Below are 20949 nucleotides of genomic sequence, written 5' to 3' on the forward strand. Positions count from 1 at the left end.
CTCATCCCATATATATGTATTTCTTCACAAGTGCCTATCGTGTTATAACGACTTCACTAACATAACTATATTCTGCAAGAGTTCATATCATGTTAATTAAAACAGTCGCTATATGAAATCATATTTGTCAGGACAATGATGGATCAGAGGATGTTACCTTTAATAATAGAAGTATTAATACAAGAATATGCGCCTCTACAGGATATCAGTACAAGTTACATTAAGAAATTGAGCCTAGCGAGAAGTGGGAAACTTGAAAAAACCTGTTACAATTCGTTCTGGACGTGACATACTGACCATAGAATAAGTAGTTGTCATTTATTGGACAACTGAGATAAAGTAAAACTATAATCAATCCTCACCAATCGGGCTACCCGTTAATGCGGGATAAAATCAAAAAAAAGAAAATTTCTTCACTCTGAATGTTACGTTGTAAGTAAGAATATTTTATAGATGGTTGTTATATGAATTTCAAAAAATATTAGGGTTCATTAAAAAATGAATTAATAAATGAGGAAATACGAAAGGAAATCGGCTTTGGTCAAGAAGTTTTGAATGTTATAAAACAAGTTACCGACAGTAATATCCAGCCATTTTATGCAACTGATGCAAAATCTAAAATAGTTAGAATCTCTTTCGTTACCTTTGAGGATTATGCTGAAGAGCAAGCTATAAAACTTCAATCTGAGTTTCAGAAGGCTCGGTACTTAGCTTTTATTCGCGAAAGAAGTTTTAGTCAAGGAAGTAAGAATAGGTGTAGAATCGGAATTATACAAGGAAATAATAAATTGAAACTTTAACTAGAGGGGTTTCTATCACTTACAGAAACGCTTTTTAAGCAATATAGCGTTTCTCCTTAATAAGAACAATAAAAAAACGTCTCATACGAAATGAGACGTTTTTTTATGCTAATAGCTGGATAACCAGCTTATTCACAAGTGATCCGTCTGTTTTACCTTTTACTTTCGGCATAACAGCAGTCATCACCTTACCCATATCTGCTTTAGAAGTCGCACCAACTTCAGAAATAACTTGCTTGATTACATCAACTAGTTCTTCTTCAGTTAATTGCTCTGGCAAATATGCGCTTAAAATCTGAATTTCACTTTGCAGTTTATTAACAAGGTCTTCACGACCAGCTTTTTTAAATTCAAGGAGGGAGTCCTTATACTGTTTTACTTCACGAGCTAAAACTGTTATTTCCTCTTCTTCAGTAAGAGTATGTTGCAGTTTAATACCTTCATTTTGTAAAGCAGCCTTAACCATACGAATAACGGTTAATTTTTCTTTTTGTTTATTCTTCATCGCTTGTTTCATATCATCGTTTAAACGACCGAGAAGACTCATAACTTACACCCTCTCTTAGAATTTACGCTTTCTTGCCGCTTCAGATTTCTTCTTACGTTTTACACTTGGTTTTTCATAAAACTCGCGCTTTCTTGCTTCAGCAAGTGTACCAGTTTTAGAAACCGATCTTTTAAAACGGCGAAGTGCATCCTCCAAAGACTCGTTTTTACGAACGACTGTTTTTGACATTCTCTTTCCCTCCCTCCGAAACATCACACTTACATACTAACTTCAGCATGCAAAAAGAAACACTTCTTCAGCATGTCTTTTACGATTATAATACATTTTATCACTTCAGGTCAACTATTTGGCAGAATAAAAGAAGAATAGAAGCATTTCCTTTTCAAAAGTTATGCAAATAACTAGTATCCTTCACTGATGAAGACAACTATATTTTTATCATTTCATCTTTTTTCATACAGGGATGCATGAAACGCCTCCCCACCTTCTATTACTTAACCGCTTCAAATAAAGAAAGCATGCAAACCGTTTCCGGTTGCACGCTCTTTTTATGCGCTAGCTGATTCTTTTTTCACATCATCTTCAAGAACACGAACAAATTGCGCTTCGTTATATGGATAACCAGCTTTCGTAATTTTCACTTTCACTAGCTTACCAATTAATTCTTCTGATCCTTCAAATACAATTTTCAAGTAGTTATCTGTATAACCTACATATAACCCTTCACGGTCGCCCTCTTTAAATTGCTCTTCCGGAATGATTTCAAGCACTTCACCTTCAAACGCTGATGCGTACTCTTTCGCTAATTGATTAGATAGCTCAATTAAACGATGAACACGATCGTTCTTCACATCTTCAGGAACTTGATCTTCCATGCGCGCTGCAGGTGTTCCTGTACGTTTTGAGTAAGGGAACACATGTAACTCAGAGAAGCGGTTCTCTTTAATGAAATTGTATGTTTCCATGAATTCTTCTTCTGTTTCACCTGGGAAACCAACGATTACGTCAGATGTAATCGCAAGGCCTGGTAACGCTTCTTTCAAACGATCTAAACGCTCTTGGAAGAATTCCATCGTATATTTACGACGCATACGTTTTAATACAGTATTAGAGCCAGATTGCAACGGAATATGCAAGTGGCGTACAACTACTTCAGATTTATCTAACACTTCAATTACTTCATCTGAAATTTGACTCGCTTCAATCGAAGAAATACGAAGACGTTTTAATCCGCCTACTTCCGCTTCCATATCACGAAGTAATCCAGCTAAGTTATAATCTTTTATGTCTTCGCCGTATCCACCTGTATGAATACCCGTTAATACGATTTCTTTATAGCCTGCATCCACTAATTGTTGCGCTTGTTTAATAACTTCTTTTCCATCACGAGAACGCATTAAACCGCGCGCCCAAGGAATGATACAAAATGTACAGAAGTTATTGCAACCCTCTTGTATTTTTAAAGACGCACGTGTACGATCCGTGAAATAAGGTACATCAAGTTCTTCGTACACACGTGTTTTCATAATATTGCGGACAGCATTAATTGGTTGACGCTCTTTACGGAATTCTTCGATGTAACCTAACATCTTTTCACGATCCTGTGTACCAACTACAATATCCACACCCGGGATCGCCATAATTTCAGCTGGAGATGTTTGTGCATAACATCCCGTTACACAAATAACTGCATCTGGATTTTGACGCACAGCACGTCTGATTACTTGACGGCTTTTTTTGTCCCCAGTATTCGTTACTGTACATGTGTTAATAACATATACATCAGCTTTCTTTTCATATTCTGTTCTTTCATAACCACCTTGTTTAAACAATTGCCAAATGGCTTCTGTTTCATAGTGGTTTACTTTACAACCTAACGTATGGAACGCAACAGTTGACATTGATCATCACCCCATCAATTCAAAATGATACGAAGCAGCACTTAACGCGTATAACGGCGCCGTTTCTGTTCTTAAAATTCTTGGTCCTAAACTACATGGTACAAATTTATGTTCACGAAGCGCTGTAATCTCTTCCTCAGCTAAACCGCCTTCTGGGCCAAATACAATCAATAGCTTTTGACCTGGTTTCATTGTCGTTAAAGCTTTCGCAAAATTAGATTTCTCGCCTTGTTTTGCTTCCTCTTCGTAAGCAACAAGACAAGCATCATACTCACCACTCATTGAAAGCAATTGCTTAAATGATGCTGGAGCATGTACTTCTGGAATTTCACTTCTATGTGATTGTTCCGCAGCTTCTTTCACAATTTTTCTTAAACGCTCAACTTTTTTATCAGCTTTTTTCGCATCCCATTTTACGATAGAGCGAGATGCTTGAAATGGTAAGAATGCAGCTGCCCCAAGCTCAGTTCCTTTTTGAAAAATTAACTCTAGCTTGTCTCCTTTTGGCAGTCCACTTGCAATCGTCACGAAAACAGGAAGTTCACTTGACGCCTCTACCCATTCTACAATAGCCGTATTAATAAATTCACTGGTAATTTCATCAATTGAACATACTGCTGTTTTTCCATTTACACAGCAATAAATATGATCACCAGCTGACATACGCATCACTCTTGCGATATGATGTACGTCATCACCTACAATGCGAATACTTGTCTCATTTACATATTTCTCTTCTACAAAATAACGTTGCATATAATCACCTTAGTAGAGTTTCGTTCCTTTCGTAAGTCAACACTTACGAAAAGAACGAAACGTTATCATTTTTCATATAACAAACGGCAAGTCCCTCACCTTATAGTGAGAGACTCCCCTTTTCATTATAGACTAAAATCTATATTACGCATTTCGTGCAATAATTGCTACCCAATCTTCCATTCGTAACACTTCTTCAATTGTAAATCCAGCTTTTTCTAGCGCCTCAGAAATTATTTTTTCCTTCGCAGCAATAATGCCCGATGTAATAAATAATCCACCTGACTTCACAACTCTTGCTGCATCTTCAGGGAATAATAGAATAATTTCTGCTAATAAGTTAGCTACGATTAAATCAACAGGACCTTCAATACCTTCTAAAAGGCTATTTTGTCCAACAGACACGATATCATCTGTTTTATTTAAACGTACATTCATTTCTGCACTTTCAACCGCAACCGGATCTAAATCATACGCTTGAACAGAAGACGCACCTAATTTTGCTGCTGCAATACTAAGTACACCAGAACCTGTTCCTACATCAATAATAGCGTCACCTGGCTGTACTGTTTTTTCTAAAGCACGGATACACATCGTTGTTGTTGGATGAGTTCCTGTACCAAACGCCATACCCGGGTCTAATTCAATGATTTTTTCATCAGGAGAAGATGGTGTATATTCTTCCCAAGTCGGTACGATTGTGAATGTATCAGAAATTTGTACTGGATGGTAATATTTTTTCCAAGCAGTAGCCCAATCTTCTTCATTGACTTCGTTAACGGTAATATTTCCAGTACCAATTTCGATGTCGTAAGATGGAAGCACATCAATAGATGATTTTACACCTGCAATCGTTTCATGTAAAGAATCGGTTTGCGGGAAATATGCTTTTATTAATACACCTTCCGCCGGATATTCATCTGGATTCAATGCATAAATTTCACCATATTGTTGCTCGCGCTCTTTCGTTAACTCCGCTGGATCCTCAATCGCAACTCCGCTAGCACCAGCTTCATGTAAAATATGAGAGACAGCTTCTACTGCTTCTTCTGTTGTATGAATACTAATTTCTGACCATTTCACAATTTACCAACTCCATTTTTTATTTCCATTATTCCCCTTTGAAAGCACGTTTAAGCTTTCCGAATAAACTATCATCCTGCTCTTCTTGTCCTGCAAATTCACGTAATAAATCTTTTTGCTGTGAAGTCAATTTCGTCGGTACAACAACACGAACGACTACATATTGATCTCCTTGACCGTATCCACGTACGTTCGGAGCACCTTTTCCTTTTAAGCGGAACTCTGTTCCAGTTTGTGTTCCTGCTGGGATTTTCAGCTTCACTTTACCATGAACAGTAGGGACTTCCACTTCAGCACCAAGTGCCATTTGTGCAAATGTTAATGGCATTTCGCAAATAATGTGGTCTCCTTCACGCTCGAAGAATTCATGATTTCTTACATGAACAACAACATATAAGTCTCCTGCTGGTCCGCCATTTACGCCGGCTTCACCTTTTCCAGACACACGAATTTGTTGACCATTATCAATACCCGCTGGAATTTTAACATTAATTTTTTTACGTTTACGAACTTTACCTGAACCGTGACATGTCGTACATTTTTCTTTAATAATTTGTCCAGTTCCTGAACAATGACCACAAGCTTGACGGTTTACGATACGACCAAACGGTGTGTTTTGTTCAACACTCACTTGACCAGAACCTGAACAATGTTTACATGTTTCTTTTGAAGTTCCTGGTTTTGCTCCACTACCTTTACAAGTATCACATGGATCTTCTACTGGAATTTCTACATTTAATTCCTTACCAAAAATAGCTTCTTCAAAATCTAAAGTGACTTGATATTGTAAGTCAGCGCCTTGGCGCGGAGCATTTGGATCACGACGTCTGCCGCCGCCACCGCCAAAGAAAGAACTAAATATATCTTCAAAACCGAAGCCACCACCGAAGTCTCCTCCGCCGCCAAATCCACCGAATCCTTGATTTGCACCAGCATGACCAAATTGATCGTACTGCGCACGCTTTTGATCATCACTTAACACTTCGTATGCTTCTTGTACTTCTTTAAACTTTTCAATTGCATTTTCTTCTTTACTTACGTCTGGATGGTATTTTTTAGCCAAACGACGATACGCTTTTTTTATTTCATCTGTTGAAGCGCCCTTGCTAAGTCCAAGGACCTCATAATAGTCTCGTTTACTCATAAATTTACAACCCCCGAATCTTTCACATAAACGTAATTTTAACACCGAAAGAAAGTGCTTTGCAACAAAGTTTCCTCACTTACAGTATGCAAAGCGAAAAACTTAAGATCCTCACACATCGCTTCTCATTCGTGAAAAAAGCCAAAGTCAAGGCACGCTTGACTTTGACTTTTTGTCATCTTACTTATTATGTTTACAGTTGAATTACTTGTCTTCTTTTACTTCTTCAAACTCAGCGTCAACTACATTGTCTTTCTTCGCGCCAGCGTCTTGTGCACCTTGCGCACCTTCTGCTTGACCAGCAGCTGCTTGAGCTTGCTCGTATAATTTAACAGTTAATTGTTGTACGATTTCTTGTAAAGCATCTTTTTTCGCACGAATTTCTTCAAGCTCGTTTTTCTCGATTGCAGCTTGTAATGCTTCTTTCGCTTCTGTTGCTTTTGCAACTTCAGCTGCATCTACTTTACCTTCTAAATCTTTTACAACTTTGTCTGTTTGGAATACAAGTTGGTCAGCTTCATTACGAAGTTCAACTTCTTCCTTACGTTTTTGGTCAGCGTCAGCATTTGCTTCCGCTTCTTGTACCATACGTTCTACTTCTTCATCAGAAAGACCTGAAGAAGATTGGATTGTAATAGCTTGCTCTTTGCTTGTTCCTAAGTCTTTCGCACGTACGTTAACGATACCGTTCGCATCAATATCGAATGTTACTTCGATTTGTGGAATACCACGTGGTGCTGGTGGAAGGTCAGTTAATTGGAAACGACCTAACGTTTTGTTGTCAGCTGACATCGGACGCTCACCTTGTAATACGTGAATGTCTACTGCTGGTTGATTATCAGCAGCTGTCGAGAATACTTGTGACTTACTTGTTGGAATTGTAGTGTTACGCTCGATTAATTTCGTGAACACGCCACCCATAGTTTCAATACCTAAAGAAAGTGGAGTTACGTCTAATAATAGAACGCCTTCTACATCACCAGTAAGTACGCCACCTTGAACTGCAGCACCTAATGCTACAACTTCATCAGGGTTTACACCTTTATATGGCTCTTTACCAGTTTCACGTTTAATAGCTTCTTGTACAGCTGGGATACGAGTAGATCCACCAACAAGAATAACTTTATCTAATTCGCTTGGAGCAAAACCAGCGTCTTTTAATGCACGACGAGTTGGCTCTAATGTTCTTTCAACAAGACCTGCTGAAAGCTCTTCGAATTTCGCTCTTGTTAACGTTAATTCTAAGTGTAATGGACCAGCAGCTCCAGCACTAATGAATGGTAATGAAATTTGAGTTTGTGTTACACCAGAAAGATCTTTTTTCGCTTTTTCAGCTGCATCTTTCAAGCGTTGAAGCGCCATTTTATCTTGGCTTAAATCAATGTTATTTTCTTTTTTGAACTCAGCTACTAAGTGATCGATGATAACTTGGTCAAAGTCATCGCCACCAAGACGGTTGTCACCAGCAGTTGAAATAACTTCGAATGTGCCGTCTGCTAACTCAAGGATAGATACGTCAAATGTACCGCCACCTAAGTCATATACTAAGATTTTTTGTTCTTCGTCTTGTTTTTCTAAACCGTAAGCAAGTGCTGCTGCTGTTGGCTCGTTAATGATACGCTCAACTTCTAAACCAGCGATACGACCAGCATCTTTCGTTGCTTGACGCTCTGCATCGTTGAAGTATGCAGGTACTGTAATAACAGCTTTCGTTACTGTTTCACCTAAGTATGCTTCAGCAGAAGCTTTTAAATTTTGTAAAATGATTGCAGAAATTTCTTGAGGTGTATAATCTTTACCTTCAACTTCTACTTTGTAGTCTGTACCCATATGACGTTTAACAGACATGATTGTATTTGGGTTTGTAATTGCTTGGCGCTTTGCAACTTCCCCAACTTGACGTTCTTCATTTTTGAAAGCTACAACAGAAGGTGTTGTACGGTTCCCTTCTGGATTTGGGATAACCTTTGGTTCTCCACCTTCCATAACAGCTACACAAGAGTTTGTTGTACCTAAGTCAATACCGATAATTTTACTCATGGCGAATCCTCCTAGTTTTATGTAAATTATTGATTTACTTTTACCATTGATGGGCGAATCACACGGTCTTTTAACTTATAACCTTTTTGGAATTCTTCCACAACCGCGTTTGATTCAAATTCACTATCTTCCACTTGCATAATAGCTTGGTGTTCATTAGGATCAAACTGTTTACCAACAGCTTCAATCACTTCCACACCTTCTTTAGTCAGCGCTTCTAACAATTGACGATGCACCATCTCCATACCTTGTAACAATGATTTCGTTTGCTCATCAGTCGCTTCCACTTGCATTGCTCTTTCAAAATTATCAAGAGCTGGCAAGATGTCTGAAACTAGACTTTGTGCTCTATATTTTTCAGCAGCCTGTTTATCCATTTGGACACGGCGCTTATAATTTTCAAAATCAGCTTGTAGACGTAATGTGCGACCTTCCGTTTCCGTTAGTTTCGCTTGTAACTCATCTACTTTTTCTTGTAAAAGAGCAGCCTCACTTTTTTCTTCTACAGTTTCTTCACTGTTTTCTGGCGTGACAGCTTCTTCAACTTGCGCTTCTTTTACTTCTTCTACCACTTGTTCGTTACGCTCTTCCACAATATTCACCTCCTTAAAAGGTATTAGGTATCATGCATAGCATGATTACCTAAGCATTATATATTACACACAGCAATGAAAATTTCATCACTTGAGCGAATGTATTACTCTCATTTACTTTTTAAGCCCATCAGTAAATTGTCTCGTAAATAACTGTAACAAACTAATTACACGAGAATATTGCATTCTCGTAGGACCTAAAATAGCAATTGTTCCAAGTTGCTCTTCGCCGATCGAATATGTTGCAGAAATTAAACTACAATCCTCCATAGCCGTCGAAGAGTTTTCCCTACCAATTTTCACTTGAATCCCGACTTGTTTATGACGCAAAATGTCATAAAATTCGGCTTCATTATCAATCATGGTAAGTAAAGATCTAACCTTTTGAATGTCATGGAACTCTGGCTGCGAAAGCATATTTGCTTTTCCTCCAAAGTATATCTTTTCCGATAACGGAACTTGAAATGTACCATCCAACATTTTTATTGCACTATCGTAATTATGAACATACCCACGTAAAACTGTAACAATTTCCTTAAAGATTTTATTATGAAGTTCTTCCATCGGTACGCCAGATAGCTTTTCATTTAAAATATTAACCATTTTTTCTAAATCTGATAAATCAACAGATTCCGGAACGGTAATCGTTTTACTTTGTACATGCCCTGTATCGGTTACAATAATAGCGACTGCAGTTTGACGATCAAGCGGCACAATTTGTACATTTTTAAGTTTATTTGTACTTAACTTCGGTCCAAGAACAATTGCCGTATAATTCGTAAGTTCTGATAAAATTTGAGCAGATTGCTGTGCAATTTTTTCCGCTTCAAAAATTCTTTCAGCAAATAAATCTTTAATTTGTACAATTTCAGCGTTCGGTAAGTTTTGCGGCGCTAAAAGATGGTCTACATAAAATCGGTAGCCTTTCTCAGAAGGAACACGTCCAGAAGAACTGTGCGTTTTTTCAATAAAGCCTAATTCTTCTAAGTCCGCCATTTCATTTCGAATAGTAGCTGAACTAAATGTGATTTCATCTTTTTTAGCCAACGTTCTAGACCCAACGGGCTGCGCTGATCCAATAAAGTCATCAATAATTGTTTGTAAAATTAAGAGCTGACGTTCCGTAAGCATCTCATCATCACCTCTGTTAGCACTCTTTGTCTTTGAGTGCTAAATCTATTAATAACTTACCAAAATTGACATTCAATTGTCAACGGAAACGTCACGAAATAATGAAACTTTTTCACGCCTATGGAACATTTAATTAGTCAATCAAAAATGATTGGAATACTTCATTCCCTAATAATTTTCCTTTTCGCGTTAAACGCACATGTCCATCTTCCTCTTCAAGCAATCCCTGCTCTTGGTTGCTTTGTAACTGCTTCGCGAAAACTTGATCCATCTCTACATTAAATTTATTGCGGAACGCCGTTTTAGAAACACCTTTTGTTTTTCGAAGCCCTAAGAACAGCTCTTCTTCCATTCTTTCTTTCTCCGTCACTTTGTGAACATCTAAATACGGAAATCCTGTTTCATCAATTTTATTAAAATATTGCTTCAGAGGACCAACATTTTGAATACGTTCTCCGTTCACATAACTATGAGCTCCAGCTCCAAATCCATAATACTCTTCATTATTCCAGTATGTGAGATTATGTCTACTTTTATTGTCACCTTTTGAGAAATTACTAATTTCATACTGGTTATAACCGTGTTTCTCCATTTCATCCATTACTATTTCATACATTTTCGCTTCATGGTCTTCACCCGGAAGACGTAATTTCCCTTTGTTCATTAAGTTATAAAACACTGTTTTTGGCTCCACAATTAATGAATACGCCGAGAAATGTTGTACACCAAGCGTAAAAGCAATATCTAATGTTTCTTTTACATCTTCTATCGTCTGTCCTGGCAAAGCATAAATAATATCTACATTAATATTTTTAAAGCCTACTTCCTGTGCCTCTCGAATCGCGAGGAATGCATCTTCCCTCGTATGCTTGCGCCCGATCTTCTCAAGAAGTTCATCACGGAACGTTTGCACACCAAAACTAATTCGATTTACTCCACCTTCTAGCAGTACATTTAGCTTCTCTTTCGGTAAATCTCCTGGATTCGCTTCAAATGTTAATTCACAATTCGGGGCGAACGGACGTAAATGACGATTAATAATCTCGAGTAATTTTTTTGTCTGTTCCATATTTAACGCTGTCGGAGTTCCCCCACCCACAAAAATCGTTTTCATACTATCAAATGGAACTTTTTGAACCGTATTTATTATTTCCTTCTCTAAATAATCTAAATATTGATCAACCGGTTGGCGTTCAATAAACACTTTATTAAAATCACAATAGTGACAAATGTGCTGACAAAATGGAATATGAATGTATGCAGCTTGTACCAAATATAACTCCTACCTTTCTAAAAAGAAAACCTCCGCACTCCGGAGGGTTCTCTACTTCTCTAACGTATTACGAATTTGTTCCATTCGCATTTTTCCCCAATCATACATCATTTCAACGATCGGTAAAAGTGACATGCCTAGTTCCGTCATATAATACTCAACGCGAGGAGGAATTTCGGGATATACTGTCCGATCAACAATCCCATCTTCCATTAACTCTTTTAATTGGTTCGACAAAACTTTATGAGAAATGCTTGGGAATAACCGTTGTAATTCACTGAAACGATGCGGCCCTTCCACACCAAGATGCCACAGTATCACAACCTTCCACTTTCCACTAATAATAGAAAGCGTCAATTCCTTTTCACAATTAAAATTACCATTTTGTATTTTATCTTGAATATCTTTTCGAATATTTTCGGACATTAACAATCTCCTAACTCTATATGAACTAAAAAGCTCTCTCATTATTGTAAATGAGAGCTGCTCAGATGTCTAAAAAGTAATTATACAGAAAAAAGAAGCCGCACAAACGACTTCTTTTTTTATTTCAAATATTAGTTGTCATCCATTTTCAGTACAGCCATGAATGCCTCTTGCGGTACTTCTACAGAGCCAACAGACTTCATACGTTTTTTACCTTCTTTTTGCTTATCAAGAAGTTTACGCTTACGAGAAATGTCACCGCCGTAACATTTTGCAAGTACGTTTTTACGCATCGCTTTAATTGTAGAACGTGCTACAACTTTATTTCCGATAGTCGCCTGAATTGGCACTTCGAACTGTTGTCTCGGAATTAATTCTTTTAATTTCTCTACGATTACTTTACCACGGTCATACGCTGAATCACGGTGTACGATAAATGATAAAGCATCCACTTGTTCATTATTTAAAAGAATATCCATTTTCACAAGTTTAGATGGCTTATAGCCAATTAACTCGTAGTCAAATGATGCATACCCTTTCGTATTTGATTTCAATTGATCGAAGAAGTCATATACGATTTCTGATAACGGGATTTCATATGTTAATGTAACACGCGTTTCATCTAAATATTGCATATCAATAAACGTTCCACGTTTACCTTGGCAAATCTCCATTACAGCTCCAACATAGTCATTCGGAACCATAATTGAAGCCTTCACAAACGGCTCTTCTACACGATCGATAGACTGTGGATCTGGCATATTAGATGGGTTATCAACAATAACATCTTCACCGTTAGTTAAATAAACTTTATAAATAACGCTTGGCGCTGTTGTAATTAAGTCAATCTTAAATTCACGTTCAATACGTTCTTGAATGATTTCCATGTGAAGAAGCCCTAAGAAACCACAACGGAAACCAAATCCTAGCGCTTGAGATGTTTCTGGTTCAAACTCAAGAGCAGAATCGTTTAACTCTAATTTTTCTAATGCATCACGTAAATCGTTATAACGAGCAGAGTCAATTGGATACAGACCACAGAATACCATCGGGTTTAACTTACGGTAACCTGCTAACGGCTCTGCAGCTGGACGTTTCGCATGTGTAATCGTATCACCAACACGTGTGTCACCAACATTTTTAATCGATGCTGCTAAGAAACCTACATCACCTACTGTTAACTCGTCACGTTGCGTAGTTTTCGGTGTAAATACACCTACTTCTGTTACTTCAAATTCTTTACCCGTTGCCATCATACGTACTTTATCGCCAACTTTTACTGTTCCATTTACAACACGGATATAAGCAATTACACCGCGGTACGGATCATATAAAGAGTCGAAAATCATACATTGTAATGGCTCTTCTGAATCACCCGACGGAGCTGGTACTTTTTCAACAATTTGTTCTAAAATTTCTTCAATACCAATTCCAGCTTTCGCAGAAGCAAGTACCGCTTCTGATGCATCTAAACCAATTACATCTTCTACCTCTTGACGTACACGTTCTGGATCCGCACTCGGTAAGTCGATTTTATTAATAACTGGTAAAATTTCCAAATTATTATCAAGCGCTAAGTATACGTTTGCTAACGTTTGCGCTTCAATACCTTGCGCTGCATCTACTACAAGAATCGCGCCTTCACAAGCCGCTAAACTACGAGATACTTCGTACGTAAAGTCGACGTGTCCTGGTGTATCAATTAAATGAAGAATATACTCTTCACCATCTTTTGCTTTATAGTTTAATTGTACTGCGTTTAATTTGATTGTAATACCACGCTCACGCTCTAAATCCATAGAGTCAAGCAACTGAGCTTTCATTTCACGTTGTGTTAACGCGTTTGTTTTCTCTAAAATACGGTCTGCTAACGTTGATTTTCCGTGGTCAATATGAGCAATAATAGAGAAATTACGAATTTTGGACTGTCTTTTTGCTCTTTCTTCTTTATTCATCTATGTTCTCAACTCCTAATAGTCTCGCCAATATACACTAGCACTGATTATATCAATAGAGCAACAAAGATTCAATGAAAACTCGTGCTGCTTACGATACAAATCATTCTATCTATATCTTATGCGAATAAACCATAAGAGACAAACCCTTTTCAAAATTTAAAACGGCTGTCTTACAAACCAGTAAAACAACCGCCTCCCATGTTACTCTTAGCTAAAAATTCCTTTTATTTTCCCAACAACGATATCCGTTCCGAACTTCGTCATTTCATAAGCTACACTAGCTACTGCCATCCCAATTCCTTCTACAACATTAAAACTTCTTAAACGTTCTAACTGTTGTTGTTTTTCTGAGGCCGAAAACGAGCTACCCAAAATTTCTGATTCAGCACCTGTACTTTCTGTCCCTGTCATATGAGCTATTTGTTCATATGACAGTTGCTGATAGCCTTTCATACTTTTCAAACCATGATTAGCAAGTGCCACTCCTGCTATCATCATAAGTAAACATAAAGCCACACTACATATACACAAAAGCGTAAAGCGACTCAAACGATAATCATCTGTTCCCCTCAATGTGTATATGCTCCCGTATTATCTTGATCAATTTGATGATGCAGCGCCGCATTTAAACCACTCGCTATTACATTCGCCATATCCTCAATAAAAGTATCTACTTCTTTTGGGGTTACCATTAAATTATGACCAAGAGGAGATAGCACTTCATAAATCAGCCTTCTTTTTTCTTCTTCTTCCAACGTACCAACAGCACCTAAAAACATATTTCTGCTCTTTTCATCCGGCATATCTTCTTCCGTTAATTTTTTCTTTTCTCCAAATGAAAATCCCGCTGGTAACAAAGAGCGTGAAGGTTTATTTCCTTCTTTCATCTCTCGGCCGAAATGTTTCAAAATAAAATCAATCGTATCACTTGTAATCGAAACAGCATCGACCACAGTCGGAACACCAATCGCGATTACAGGGATACCTAATGTGTCTTTACTTAGTTCTTTACGTTTATTCCCAACCCCCGATCCGGGATGAATTCCAGTATCAGAAATTTGTATCGTGCTATTTACTCGTTCAATAGAACGGGCAGCTAATGCGTCAATCGCAATTACAAAGTCCGGGTTCGTCTTCTCAATAATCCCATAAATAACATCGCTCGTTTCGATCCCTGTAATTCCCATTACCCCCGGCCGAATTGCACTAACAGGCCTAAACCCTTCTTCTACACTTTCAGGCTGTAATTGAAACAAATGTCTCGTTACTAATACATTTTCTACAACTATCGGTCCAAGAGCATCTGGTGTTACATTCCAATTCCCAAGACCTACAATTAAACAGCTTGCTTCTTTTGTAACGCCAACCTCTTCTAAGAAATTAGAAAATTCTTTTGCAAAAATACGCTCCACTTTTTGTTGAAGTTCTGTATCTTGCTGACGTATACCTTGAACTTCAAGCGTTAAATAATTTCCAGGCTTTTTACCCATCGCTTCAGAGGCAGCTTCATCAATTGTTACTTTTGTAATTATAGTCCCCTCTTCTTCTCTCTCTTTTACAATAACTCCCTGTATCCCTTTTTGTTCCTCTTGGCTTTCTTGCAACATTTGATGGGCTTCTACAGCAAGGTCAGTTCTAATGCTATATTTACTTAAATCTAATGGTTCTTTCATCGTATCTCCTCCGTAATTCATAGTAAATATCGTTAGATTTCCCAAAGTTATATAAGGTCATTCTTTCCTTTACGTGAAATTTCATGGATATACTATTGCAATTCTCTTCACCGTTTGATAGAATATCACTTGTTCTATGTAAGAATCGAGTCATTCGATTGCACCAGGGAGGTGAAAAGTATGGCAAACATCAAATCTGCTATCAAACGCGCTAAACTTAGCGAAGAGCGTCGTGCACATAACGCTTCTATCAAGTCTGACATGCGTTCTGCTGTTAAAACTGTAGAAGCTTTAGTTACTAATAACGATCTTGAAAATGCTAAAGAAGCTTTCAAAACTGCTTCTAAAAAACTTGACAAAGCAGCTCGTAAAGGTCTTATCCACCAAAACGCTGCAGCTCGTCAAAAATCTCGCTTAGCGAAACAAGTAAACGCGTAAGGCGTTTAAAAAACGATCCATTTGGATCGTTTTTTTATATACAAAAAAGTTCATGTACTTAGTACATGAACTTTTTTGTGTCATCACATATGATTTAATCGCATTAAGAAAAACTCGAGCACAAGTTTCTTATCCATCTTTCCCGTCTTCATACTATAATCAGCTTCCGCTAATTCTATAATCACTTTTTTTAATTCTTCAAAAGAGAAAAACTTCGTTTGATTCATTGCCAACTTCACGCGATACGGATGTACACCAATATGAGACGCAATTTGATTTTGTCCATAACCACGTTGCTGTAGCTCTTTCACTTGATACAACAAGCGGAATTGACTCACTAATAACGCAAGCAATTTAATCGGCTCTTCCTGCTGCGTAAATAATCCATCCAAAATTTGCATTGCACCTGCAATATCTTTTTTCACCACTTTTTCTGTCAAAGCGAATACATTTTGCTCAACGGATTTTGGTACAAGCTCTGCAACAAGTTTCGTCGTAATCTCTCCGCCCATACCGACGTATAACGTTAACTTGTCCATTTCCTTCGCCAACATTGTTACATTACTTCCCACAAGCTCTAGCAACAAACTAACAGCCGCGTTATCAATATGCACATGCACTTCATCTGCACGAGCAACAATCCACTTCTGAACATCCTGTATTTGCATCGCATTTGCTTCTACTACATCTGCTGTTTTCTTTAATAGTTTTGTAATTTTTTTTCGCTCATCAAGTTTTTCGTAAGGCGCAACAAAAACAAGAATAGAAAATGGAGAAGGTTCACCAATGTATTCTTCTAAAATTTTTATATTTTGCTCTAACTTTTCTTTTTGAGAAGTCAAAAATAGCGGTGATTTTATTAACAGTACTTTCCGTTCTCCGAAGAAAGGAAGCGTACGCGCATCCTCAACCACATCTTCTAAATACGCTTCTTCTAAATCGTATGTCACAACATTAAACTCTCGATCTTCTTCTTCAAGTGCTTCTGTCGTAATAAGCTTTATCGTTTCATTTATAAAAAAAGCTTCCGTTCCATATAGTAAATATAACGGAGCAAACTGTTTCTTTTTAATTTTTTTATGTATATCACTCATACTTTTTCCTACTCCCTAACTTGGCAATATATATTTATACTAATGCCCTAGCTTTTGTTTTACAAGTACAAAGGAACAGGCTTTATAACCCGTCCCTTTATTTATATTAAACGCCACGCAATAAGCCCCGGGTTTCTTATTGGTGTGCGGTAATCACCTTCCCTTTATTATTCGCAATAAAAATTTGAGTATAAGTGCCAACTGTTAACATGCTTGGAAACGAAAAACTCACATTACTTCATGATTTAAAAGTAGCAAAAAAGCTCGTTTTCTCTTCATATGGAAATTGTAGATTTTTTTCTGACAATATTTTATACTAAAGTGGAATGTTGGGGAGGGATTCTAAATGAATGATTTTGAACAAAACGTTCAAAGTAAACGCAATGACGCTATTGATTCAGGGGTAGGATTTATCGTCTCATTTGGTTTTTTCGCAACACTTTTCATCATTGCAACTGTTATTAAATTTATCGGTTCTTAAAGACTGCCACTTCATGGCAGTCTTCTCTTTTTCATCTATTATGTGTTTTATCATATGTGATTTTACTTTTAAAGGTTCCATTTTCCCCTTTAAAAACATAGGAAATAGCACCTTGCTTGTCCGTGCGCCATATCGCACTCCCCATCTTCTCAAAACGCTCTATCACTTCTTTATGCGGGTGTCCATACCTATTCTGCTTACCAACAGATATAATCGCTACACGAGGCTGTATGACGTTCAAAAAAGGCTCTATAGATGACGTATTACTCCCATGATGAGCAACTTTTAAAACATCCACTTGTAAATCTGGATATGCCTCTACTAAAATCTTTTCCCCTTCTTCTTCCAAATCGCCTGTAAATAGCCACTTCAACCCTCCAAATTTTGCCCATATTACAATTGAAGCGTTATTTTCGCTTTTTTCTTTTCCTTTTGGAGCTAAAACGAAAAATTCCGCTTCATTTACACTCCAACTCGCCCCTTCCCCCACTTCAGTTATTTTCATTTCCTTTTCTAATGCCTGTTTCTTGACTACTTTTTCTAATACTGCATCTTTTCCCTTTCGGCCAAATACCACTTCTTTTACAGGTATATGTGATAATAATTCTTGCGCAGCACCTATATGATCTGCATCTCCATGCGTTACGATTAATTTATCAATTGTTTTAATACCTTCTTTTTGTAAAAAGGGTATTAAAACATCATTCCCAACAGAAAATTCATGCTTTTTTTGTTGCCATTCTTCCTTATTCACACGAAGCGTTCCACCTGTATCAATAAGATAAATCCCTTTATCATACGGAAGGCGAATTAATATTGCATCACCTTGTCCAACATCAATAAATGTTACACTTCCGCTTCCTCTAAAATATGGATATACATAATGACATGTGCTAATAAAAATAAATACACTCGCAACTATACAAACCATTTTTTTCGGCGCTCTTCTTTCCCAAACCATCAATATACTGACAATACTCGCGCAATATACAGCTACAAGATTGAAGGGCGTTTCCCCGAAGATAAGCTGGGTAAATGGTAAACTTTCACAATAACTTAGAAAATCATTAGACATACTCAAGCCTATTGATAATACATCCGCAAATCCTTTTGCAAGAAACGGGACAATTGGCATACACAGTAAAATAATAATGCTACATGGTAATACAATGATAGATAAAAACGGAACGTATAAGAGATTGAGGAGAATGCTATATGGAGAAAAATAACCAAAGTGATATAACAAAATCGGAGTACTAACGAGCTGTGAAATGATAGAAATATAAATAGAATTTCGGATTACTCCGTTGCTACTCCCTAACAATAACGGAGCAGACAAAAGTAAAGCGAAGCTACCTACAAAAGAAAACTGAAATCCAATATTAAAAACAAGATAAGGGTCATATATAAGCATACATATAGCTGTTACACTTAAAGCATCTAAACTAGATAAACGAATCGAGCACATAAAAGCAATCAACATCAAAACCCCTGTTATAGAAGCTCTTATAACAGAGGGTGAAGCCCCTGCTAAAACCATATACAAAGGAATACAAATGATAAGGCAAATTGTTGCTACCTCCCTCGTCGCACCGCTTCTTAGCAAAATAAAATATACTATCACCATCAACAATACAATGTGTGAACCTGAAATTGCTAACAAATGTACAAGACCAAATTGTTGATATTGCTCTTCCACTTCAAACGTCATTTGTTGTCTATCACCAAAGAGTAATGCATTCATAAAAGCACCTGATTGCTCTGGAAACATTTCTGTAACTTTCGAGATTGCTTGTTGCCTTAAAAGAAGAATCCATTGCGTGAACGACAGTGATGTTTTATAGCATTCAGAAATATATGTAGCCTCAAATGTGAAATGAATATGTTGCTTGTATAAATAATCACGGTAATTAAAACCATGAAAATTCCGAGCTGTTTCCGGTTCTTTCCTCTCACCCTCGAATACACATGATATCCCTGCGTATAATTGTTGCATTTTTTTCTTTTCCAAAGCTGATTTTATTCTATAACTTAACTGCACTATATTTTTATTCTGATCTTCAAATTGAAAAGATAGGCGATCCCCATTAACAAGCGGTGTGTTTTGTATAACCCCTCTTGTAACTGCATAGGGCTTCCCTAGAGACTTATTCCATACTTGAACATAGGAAGTGTATATAACGCTACTAAAGCACGCTACAATACAAAAAATGAAGGTTTTACGCGAAGTGCGATATAAACAGAAGAAAACATTTAAAAAGAGGCAAAAAACTATCAATAAAAGTGACGAGGAAAAGGCAATTGCAATCCCTATTATAAACGAGATTGCAACATACCCCCATTGTTCTTGCAACTTATACTCACTCCTTATAGCATCATTTTTGCTTTCGTGAATACATGCTGTAATTCTTCCATTGATAGATTATCTTTTTCTAAAGACACAAATAATTCTTTCAACTCTGTATAACGTTTTTGATCCTCTAATGCAGCAATATCATATTCTAGCGGAACGTGTTTCACTGTTACATTCGCTTGTTCAAATAACTCTATGGCGTATGGATGATTTTTATAATCCTGCGCATAATAAACCGCTGTAATACCACTTTGAATAATTGCCTTACAACATTGTAAACAAGGGAAATGCGTAACGTAAATTTCTGCTTCCTCTGTTTTCGCACCAAACTTGGCACATTGTAATAAAGCATTCATTTCGGCATGAATTGTCCGAACACAATGATTATCGATTACGTAACAACCATCATCTATACAATGTACGCCACCTTTAATTGAACCATTATATCCACCAGCAATAATTCGTTTATCGCGAACGATTGTCGCTCCTACCGCAAGCCTTGTACATGTACTACGCAAAGATAGTAGATGGCTTTGCGTCATAAAATATTGATCCCATGAAATTCGTTCCATATTTTTCACCTACTTTTTTGTCTACTTGTAGTGTAGCGAAAGAAGAAAAACTTCGTCAATCTTTTACGGAATAATAATTTGATCTTTTATCTTTTCAAGAGACTTCGCACCAATCCCATCAATCTCTAATAAATCTTCTATTTTCTGAAACGGACCATGTTCTTCTCGATATTTCAAAATACTTTCTGCCTTTCGAGAGCCAATCCCTGTAATTTTTTCTAGTTGTTCTTTCGCCGCTGTATTTATTCGAATCTTGCCATCTTCCTTAGAAGAAGTAAGCACCCCTTGTTCTGATTCATTTTTACTCGGTATATAAAGAAGCATTTGATCTTGTACAATTTGTGCTAAATTCACTTTTTTCATATCTACTTCTGATAAAAAACCACCAGCCTTTTGAACCGCATCCTTTACGCGATCTCCTTCCTTCATTTCATATACCCCTTCTTTACTAACCGCTCCTTTCACATCAATTATAATTGTTCTTTTCTGTTCCTTTGTATCCGATATTTTCGGTTTACCCTTTTTTTCGATCTCCTTCTCTTGTACATTCATTGTAATAGGCATTCGTTCTACACTCTGATTCGTTTTCCAAAAAACAAGAAAAAGTAAAGTTCCAATAATAGCTACTAAACCTAACCACTTTTTCGGAAAATCCCACATCATTTTACACCTCTAATCATAAATTTATAACATCATTCATATTGTTTAGGAGAAAGCTGTTACGA

Annotated in this window: 20 protein-coding genes; 2 read left to right on the forward strand and 18 right to left on the reverse strand. The window is 37.1% G+C overall.

The features are described from left to right. Positions 1–903: 903 nt before the first annotated feature. The 14 genes from ACUL40_RS13875 to gpr all read right to left on the reverse strand — a co-directional run bounded on the left by ACUL40_RS13875 (position 904) and on the right by gpr (position 15286). Entirely contained in the window at positions 904–1347 is a 444-nt protein-coding gene (locus ACUL40_RS13875; RefSeq protein WP_000054562.1) for a GatB/YqeY domain-containing protein, read from the reverse strand. A gap of 15 nt (positions 1348–1362) precedes the next feature. After that, positions 1363–1536 (reverse strand): 30S ribosomal protein S21, encoded by a 174-nt coding sequence (gene rpsU, locus ACUL40_RS13880; protein WP_000048061.1) that lies wholly within the window; start codon positions 1534–1536, stop codon positions 1363–1365. 320 nt (positions 1537–1856) lie between these two features. Beyond that, entirely contained in the window at positions 1857–3209 is a 1353-nt protein-coding gene (mtaB, locus tag ACUL40_RS13885) for a tRNA (N(6)-L-threonylcarbamoyladenosine(37)-C(2))-methylthiotransferase MtaB (RefSeq protein ID WP_000108680.1), read from the reverse strand. Between the two features lie 6 nt (positions 3210–3215). Continuing rightward, a complete protein-coding gene (locus ACUL40_RS13890; RefSeq protein WP_001190154.1) occupies positions 3216–3965 on the reverse strand; it encodes a 16S rRNA (uracil(1498)-N(3))-methyltransferase in 750 nt (249 codons plus the stop codon). Between the two features lie 144 nt (positions 3966–4109). After that, on the reverse strand, positions 4110–5048 hold the full coding sequence (gene prmA, locus ACUL40_RS13895; protein WP_142408073.1) for a 50S ribosomal protein L11 methyltransferase: 939 nt from the start codon (positions 5046–5048) through the stop codon (positions 4110–4112). 28 nt (positions 5049–5076) lie between these two features. Then, positions 5077–6192, reverse strand: a complete 1116-nt coding sequence (gene dnaJ / locus ACUL40_RS13900) for a chaperone protein DnaJ (RefSeq protein ID WP_000043946.1) — start codon at positions 6190–6192, stop codon at positions 5077–5079. 204 nt (positions 6193–6396) lie between these two features. After that, entirely contained in the window at positions 6397–8232 is a 1836-nt protein-coding gene (gene dnaK, locus ACUL40_RS13905; RefSeq protein WP_000034700.1) for a chaperone protein DnaK, read from the reverse strand. A 26-nt stretch (positions 8233–8258) separates the two neighbouring features. Continuing rightward, the gene (gene grpE, locus ACUL40_RS13910; protein WP_000392711.1) at positions 8259–8825 is read right to left on the reverse strand and encodes a nucleotide exchange factor GrpE; all 567 of its coding nucleotides are present in this window, start codon (positions 8823–8825) and stop codon (positions 8259–8261) included. A gap of 114 nt (positions 8826–8939) precedes the next feature. After that, entirely contained in the window at positions 8940–9956 is a 1017-nt protein-coding gene (gene hrcA / locus ACUL40_RS13915) for a heat-inducible transcriptional repressor HrcA (protein ID WP_000954941.1), read from the reverse strand. Positions 9957–10089: 133 nt separating this feature from the next. Then, positions 10090–11229 carry a radical SAM family heme chaperone HemW gene (gene hemW / locus ACUL40_RS13920; RefSeq protein WP_000249433.1) on the reverse strand — a complete coding sequence of 380 codons (1140 nt, stop codon included), beginning with the start codon at positions 11227–11229 and terminating at the stop codon, positions 10090–10092. Positions 11230–11280: 51 nt separating this feature from the next. Further along, entirely contained in the window at positions 11281–11655 is a 375-nt protein-coding gene (locus ACUL40_RS13925; protein ID WP_001293539.1) for a winged helix-turn-helix transcriptional regulator, read from the reverse strand. A 131-nt stretch (positions 11656–11786) separates the two neighbouring features. Continuing rightward, positions 11787–13610, reverse strand: a complete 1824-nt coding sequence (gene lepA / locus ACUL40_RS13930; RefSeq protein ID WP_001030951.1) for an elongation factor 4 — start codon at positions 13608–13610, stop codon at positions 11787–11789. Positions 13611–13820: 210 nt separating this feature from the next. Continuing rightward, entirely contained in the window at positions 13821–14186 is a 366-nt protein-coding gene (locus ACUL40_RS13935) for a YqxA family protein (RefSeq protein ID WP_001215037.1), read from the reverse strand. Beyond that, positions 14183–15286, reverse strand: a complete 1104-nt coding sequence (gpr, locus tag ACUL40_RS13940) for a GPR endopeptidase (protein WP_000662618.1) — start codon at positions 15284–15286, stop codon at positions 14183–14185. Before gpr ends, ACUL40_RS13935 begins: the two co-directional genes overlap by 4 nt. A gap of 180 nt (positions 15287–15466) precedes the next feature. On the opposite strand from gpr, the gene rpsT reads away from it, so the two are divergent. Further along, complete coding sequence (gene rpsT, locus ACUL40_RS13945; RefSeq protein ID WP_001274011.1) at positions 15467–15724, forward strand: 30S ribosomal protein S20; 258 nt, start codon at positions 15467–15469, stop codon at positions 15722–15724. 83 nt (positions 15725–15807) lie between these two features. On the opposite strand, the gene holA is transcribed toward rpsT, so the two are convergent. Next, on the reverse strand, positions 15808–16818 hold the full coding sequence (gene holA / locus ACUL40_RS13950; protein WP_001279916.1) for a DNA polymerase III subunit delta: 1011 nt from the start codon (positions 16816–16818) through the stop codon (positions 15808–15810). A gap of 346 nt (positions 16819–17164) precedes the next feature. Here holA and ACUL40_RS13955 point away from each other — a divergent pair, with 346 nt between their 5' ends. Continuing rightward, positions 17165–17299, forward strand: a complete 135-nt coding sequence (locus tag ACUL40_RS13955; protein WP_000997609.1) for a YqzM family protein — start codon at positions 17165–17167, stop codon at positions 17297–17299. Positions 17300–17330: 31 nt separating this feature from the next. Here the strand turns inward: ACUL40_RS13955 and ACUL40_RS13960 are convergent, their stop codons facing one another. From ACUL40_RS13960 to ACUL40_RS13970, 3 genes are all read right to left on the reverse strand, one after another. Further along, positions 17331–19652, reverse strand: coding sequence for a DNA internalization-related competence protein ComEC/Rec2 (locus tag ACUL40_RS13960; protein WP_074048051.1), 2322 nt, complete (start codon positions 19650–19652; stop codon positions 17331–17333). Positions 19653–19666: 14 nt separating this feature from the next. Then, a complete protein-coding gene (locus ACUL40_RS13965) occupies positions 19667–20224 on the reverse strand; it encodes a ComE operon protein 2 (protein WP_000439770.1) in 558 nt (185 codons plus the stop codon). Positions 20225–20287: 63 nt separating this feature from the next. Beyond that, positions 20288–20887, reverse strand: a complete 600-nt coding sequence (locus ACUL40_RS13970) for a helix-hairpin-helix domain-containing protein (protein WP_000989932.1) — start codon at positions 20885–20887, stop codon at positions 20288–20290. Between the last annotated feature and the right edge of the window lie 62 nt (positions 20888–20949).

The organism is Bacillus sp. KNSH39, from assembly GCF_052656585.1.

Bases quoted from the DNA above. Each gene is read 5' to 3' on its own strand.
- ACUL40_RS13875 (WP_000054562.1), bottom strand. From the start codon at position 1,347: ATGAGTCTTCTCGGTCGTTTAAACGATGATATGAAACAAGCGATGAAG.
- rpsU (WP_000048061.1), bottom strand. From the start codon at position 1,536: ATGTCAAAAACAGTCGTTCGTAAAAACGAGTCTTTGGAGGATGCACTT.
- mtaB (WP_000108680.1), bottom strand. From the start codon at position 3,209: ATGTCAACTGTTGCGTTCCATACGTTAGGTTGTAAAGTAAACCACTAT.
- ACUL40_RS13890 (WP_001190154.1), bottom strand. From the start codon at position 3,965: ATGCAACGTTATTTTGTAGAAGAGAAATATGTAAATGAGACAAGTATT.
- dnaJ (WP_000043946.1), bottom strand. From the start codon at position 6,192: ATGAGTAAACGAGACTATTATGAGGTCCTTGGACTTAGCAAGGGCGCT.
- dnaK (WP_000034700.1), bottom strand. From the start codon at position 8,232: ATGAGTAAAATTATCGGTATTGACTTAGGTACAACAAACTCTTGTGTA.
- hrcA (WP_000954941.1), bottom strand. From the start codon at position 9,956: ATGCTTACGGAACGTCAGCTCTTAATTTTACAAACAATTATTGATGAC.
- ACUL40_RS13925 (WP_001293539.1), bottom strand. From the start codon at position 11,655: ATGTCCGAAAATATTCGAAAAGATATTCAAGATAAAATACAAAATGGT.
- lepA (WP_001030951.1), bottom strand. From the start codon at position 13,610: ATGAATAAAGAAGAAAGAGCAAAAAGACAGTCCAAAATTCGTAATTTC.
- gpr (WP_000662618.1), bottom strand. From the start codon at position 15,286: ATGAAAGAACCATTAGATTTAAGTAAATATAGCATTAGAACTGACCTT.
- rpsT (WP_001274011.1), top strand. From the start codon at position 15,467: ATGGCAAACATCAAATCTGCTATCAAACGCGCTAAACTTAGCGAAGAG.
- holA (WP_001279916.1), bottom strand. From the start codon at position 16,818: ATGAGTGATATACATAAAAAAATTAAAAAGAAACAGTTTGCTCCGTTA.
- ACUL40_RS13955 (WP_000997609.1), top strand. From the start codon at position 17,165: ATGAATGATTTTGAACAAAACGTTCAAAGTAAACGCAATGACGCTATT.
- ACUL40_RS13965 (WP_000439770.1), bottom strand. From the start codon at position 20,224: ATGGAACGAATTTCATGGGATCAATATTTTATGACGCAAAGCCATCTA.
- ACUL40_RS13970 (WP_000989932.1), bottom strand. From the start codon at position 20,887: ATGATGTGGGATTTTCCGAAAAAGTGGTTAGGTTTAGTAGCTATTATT.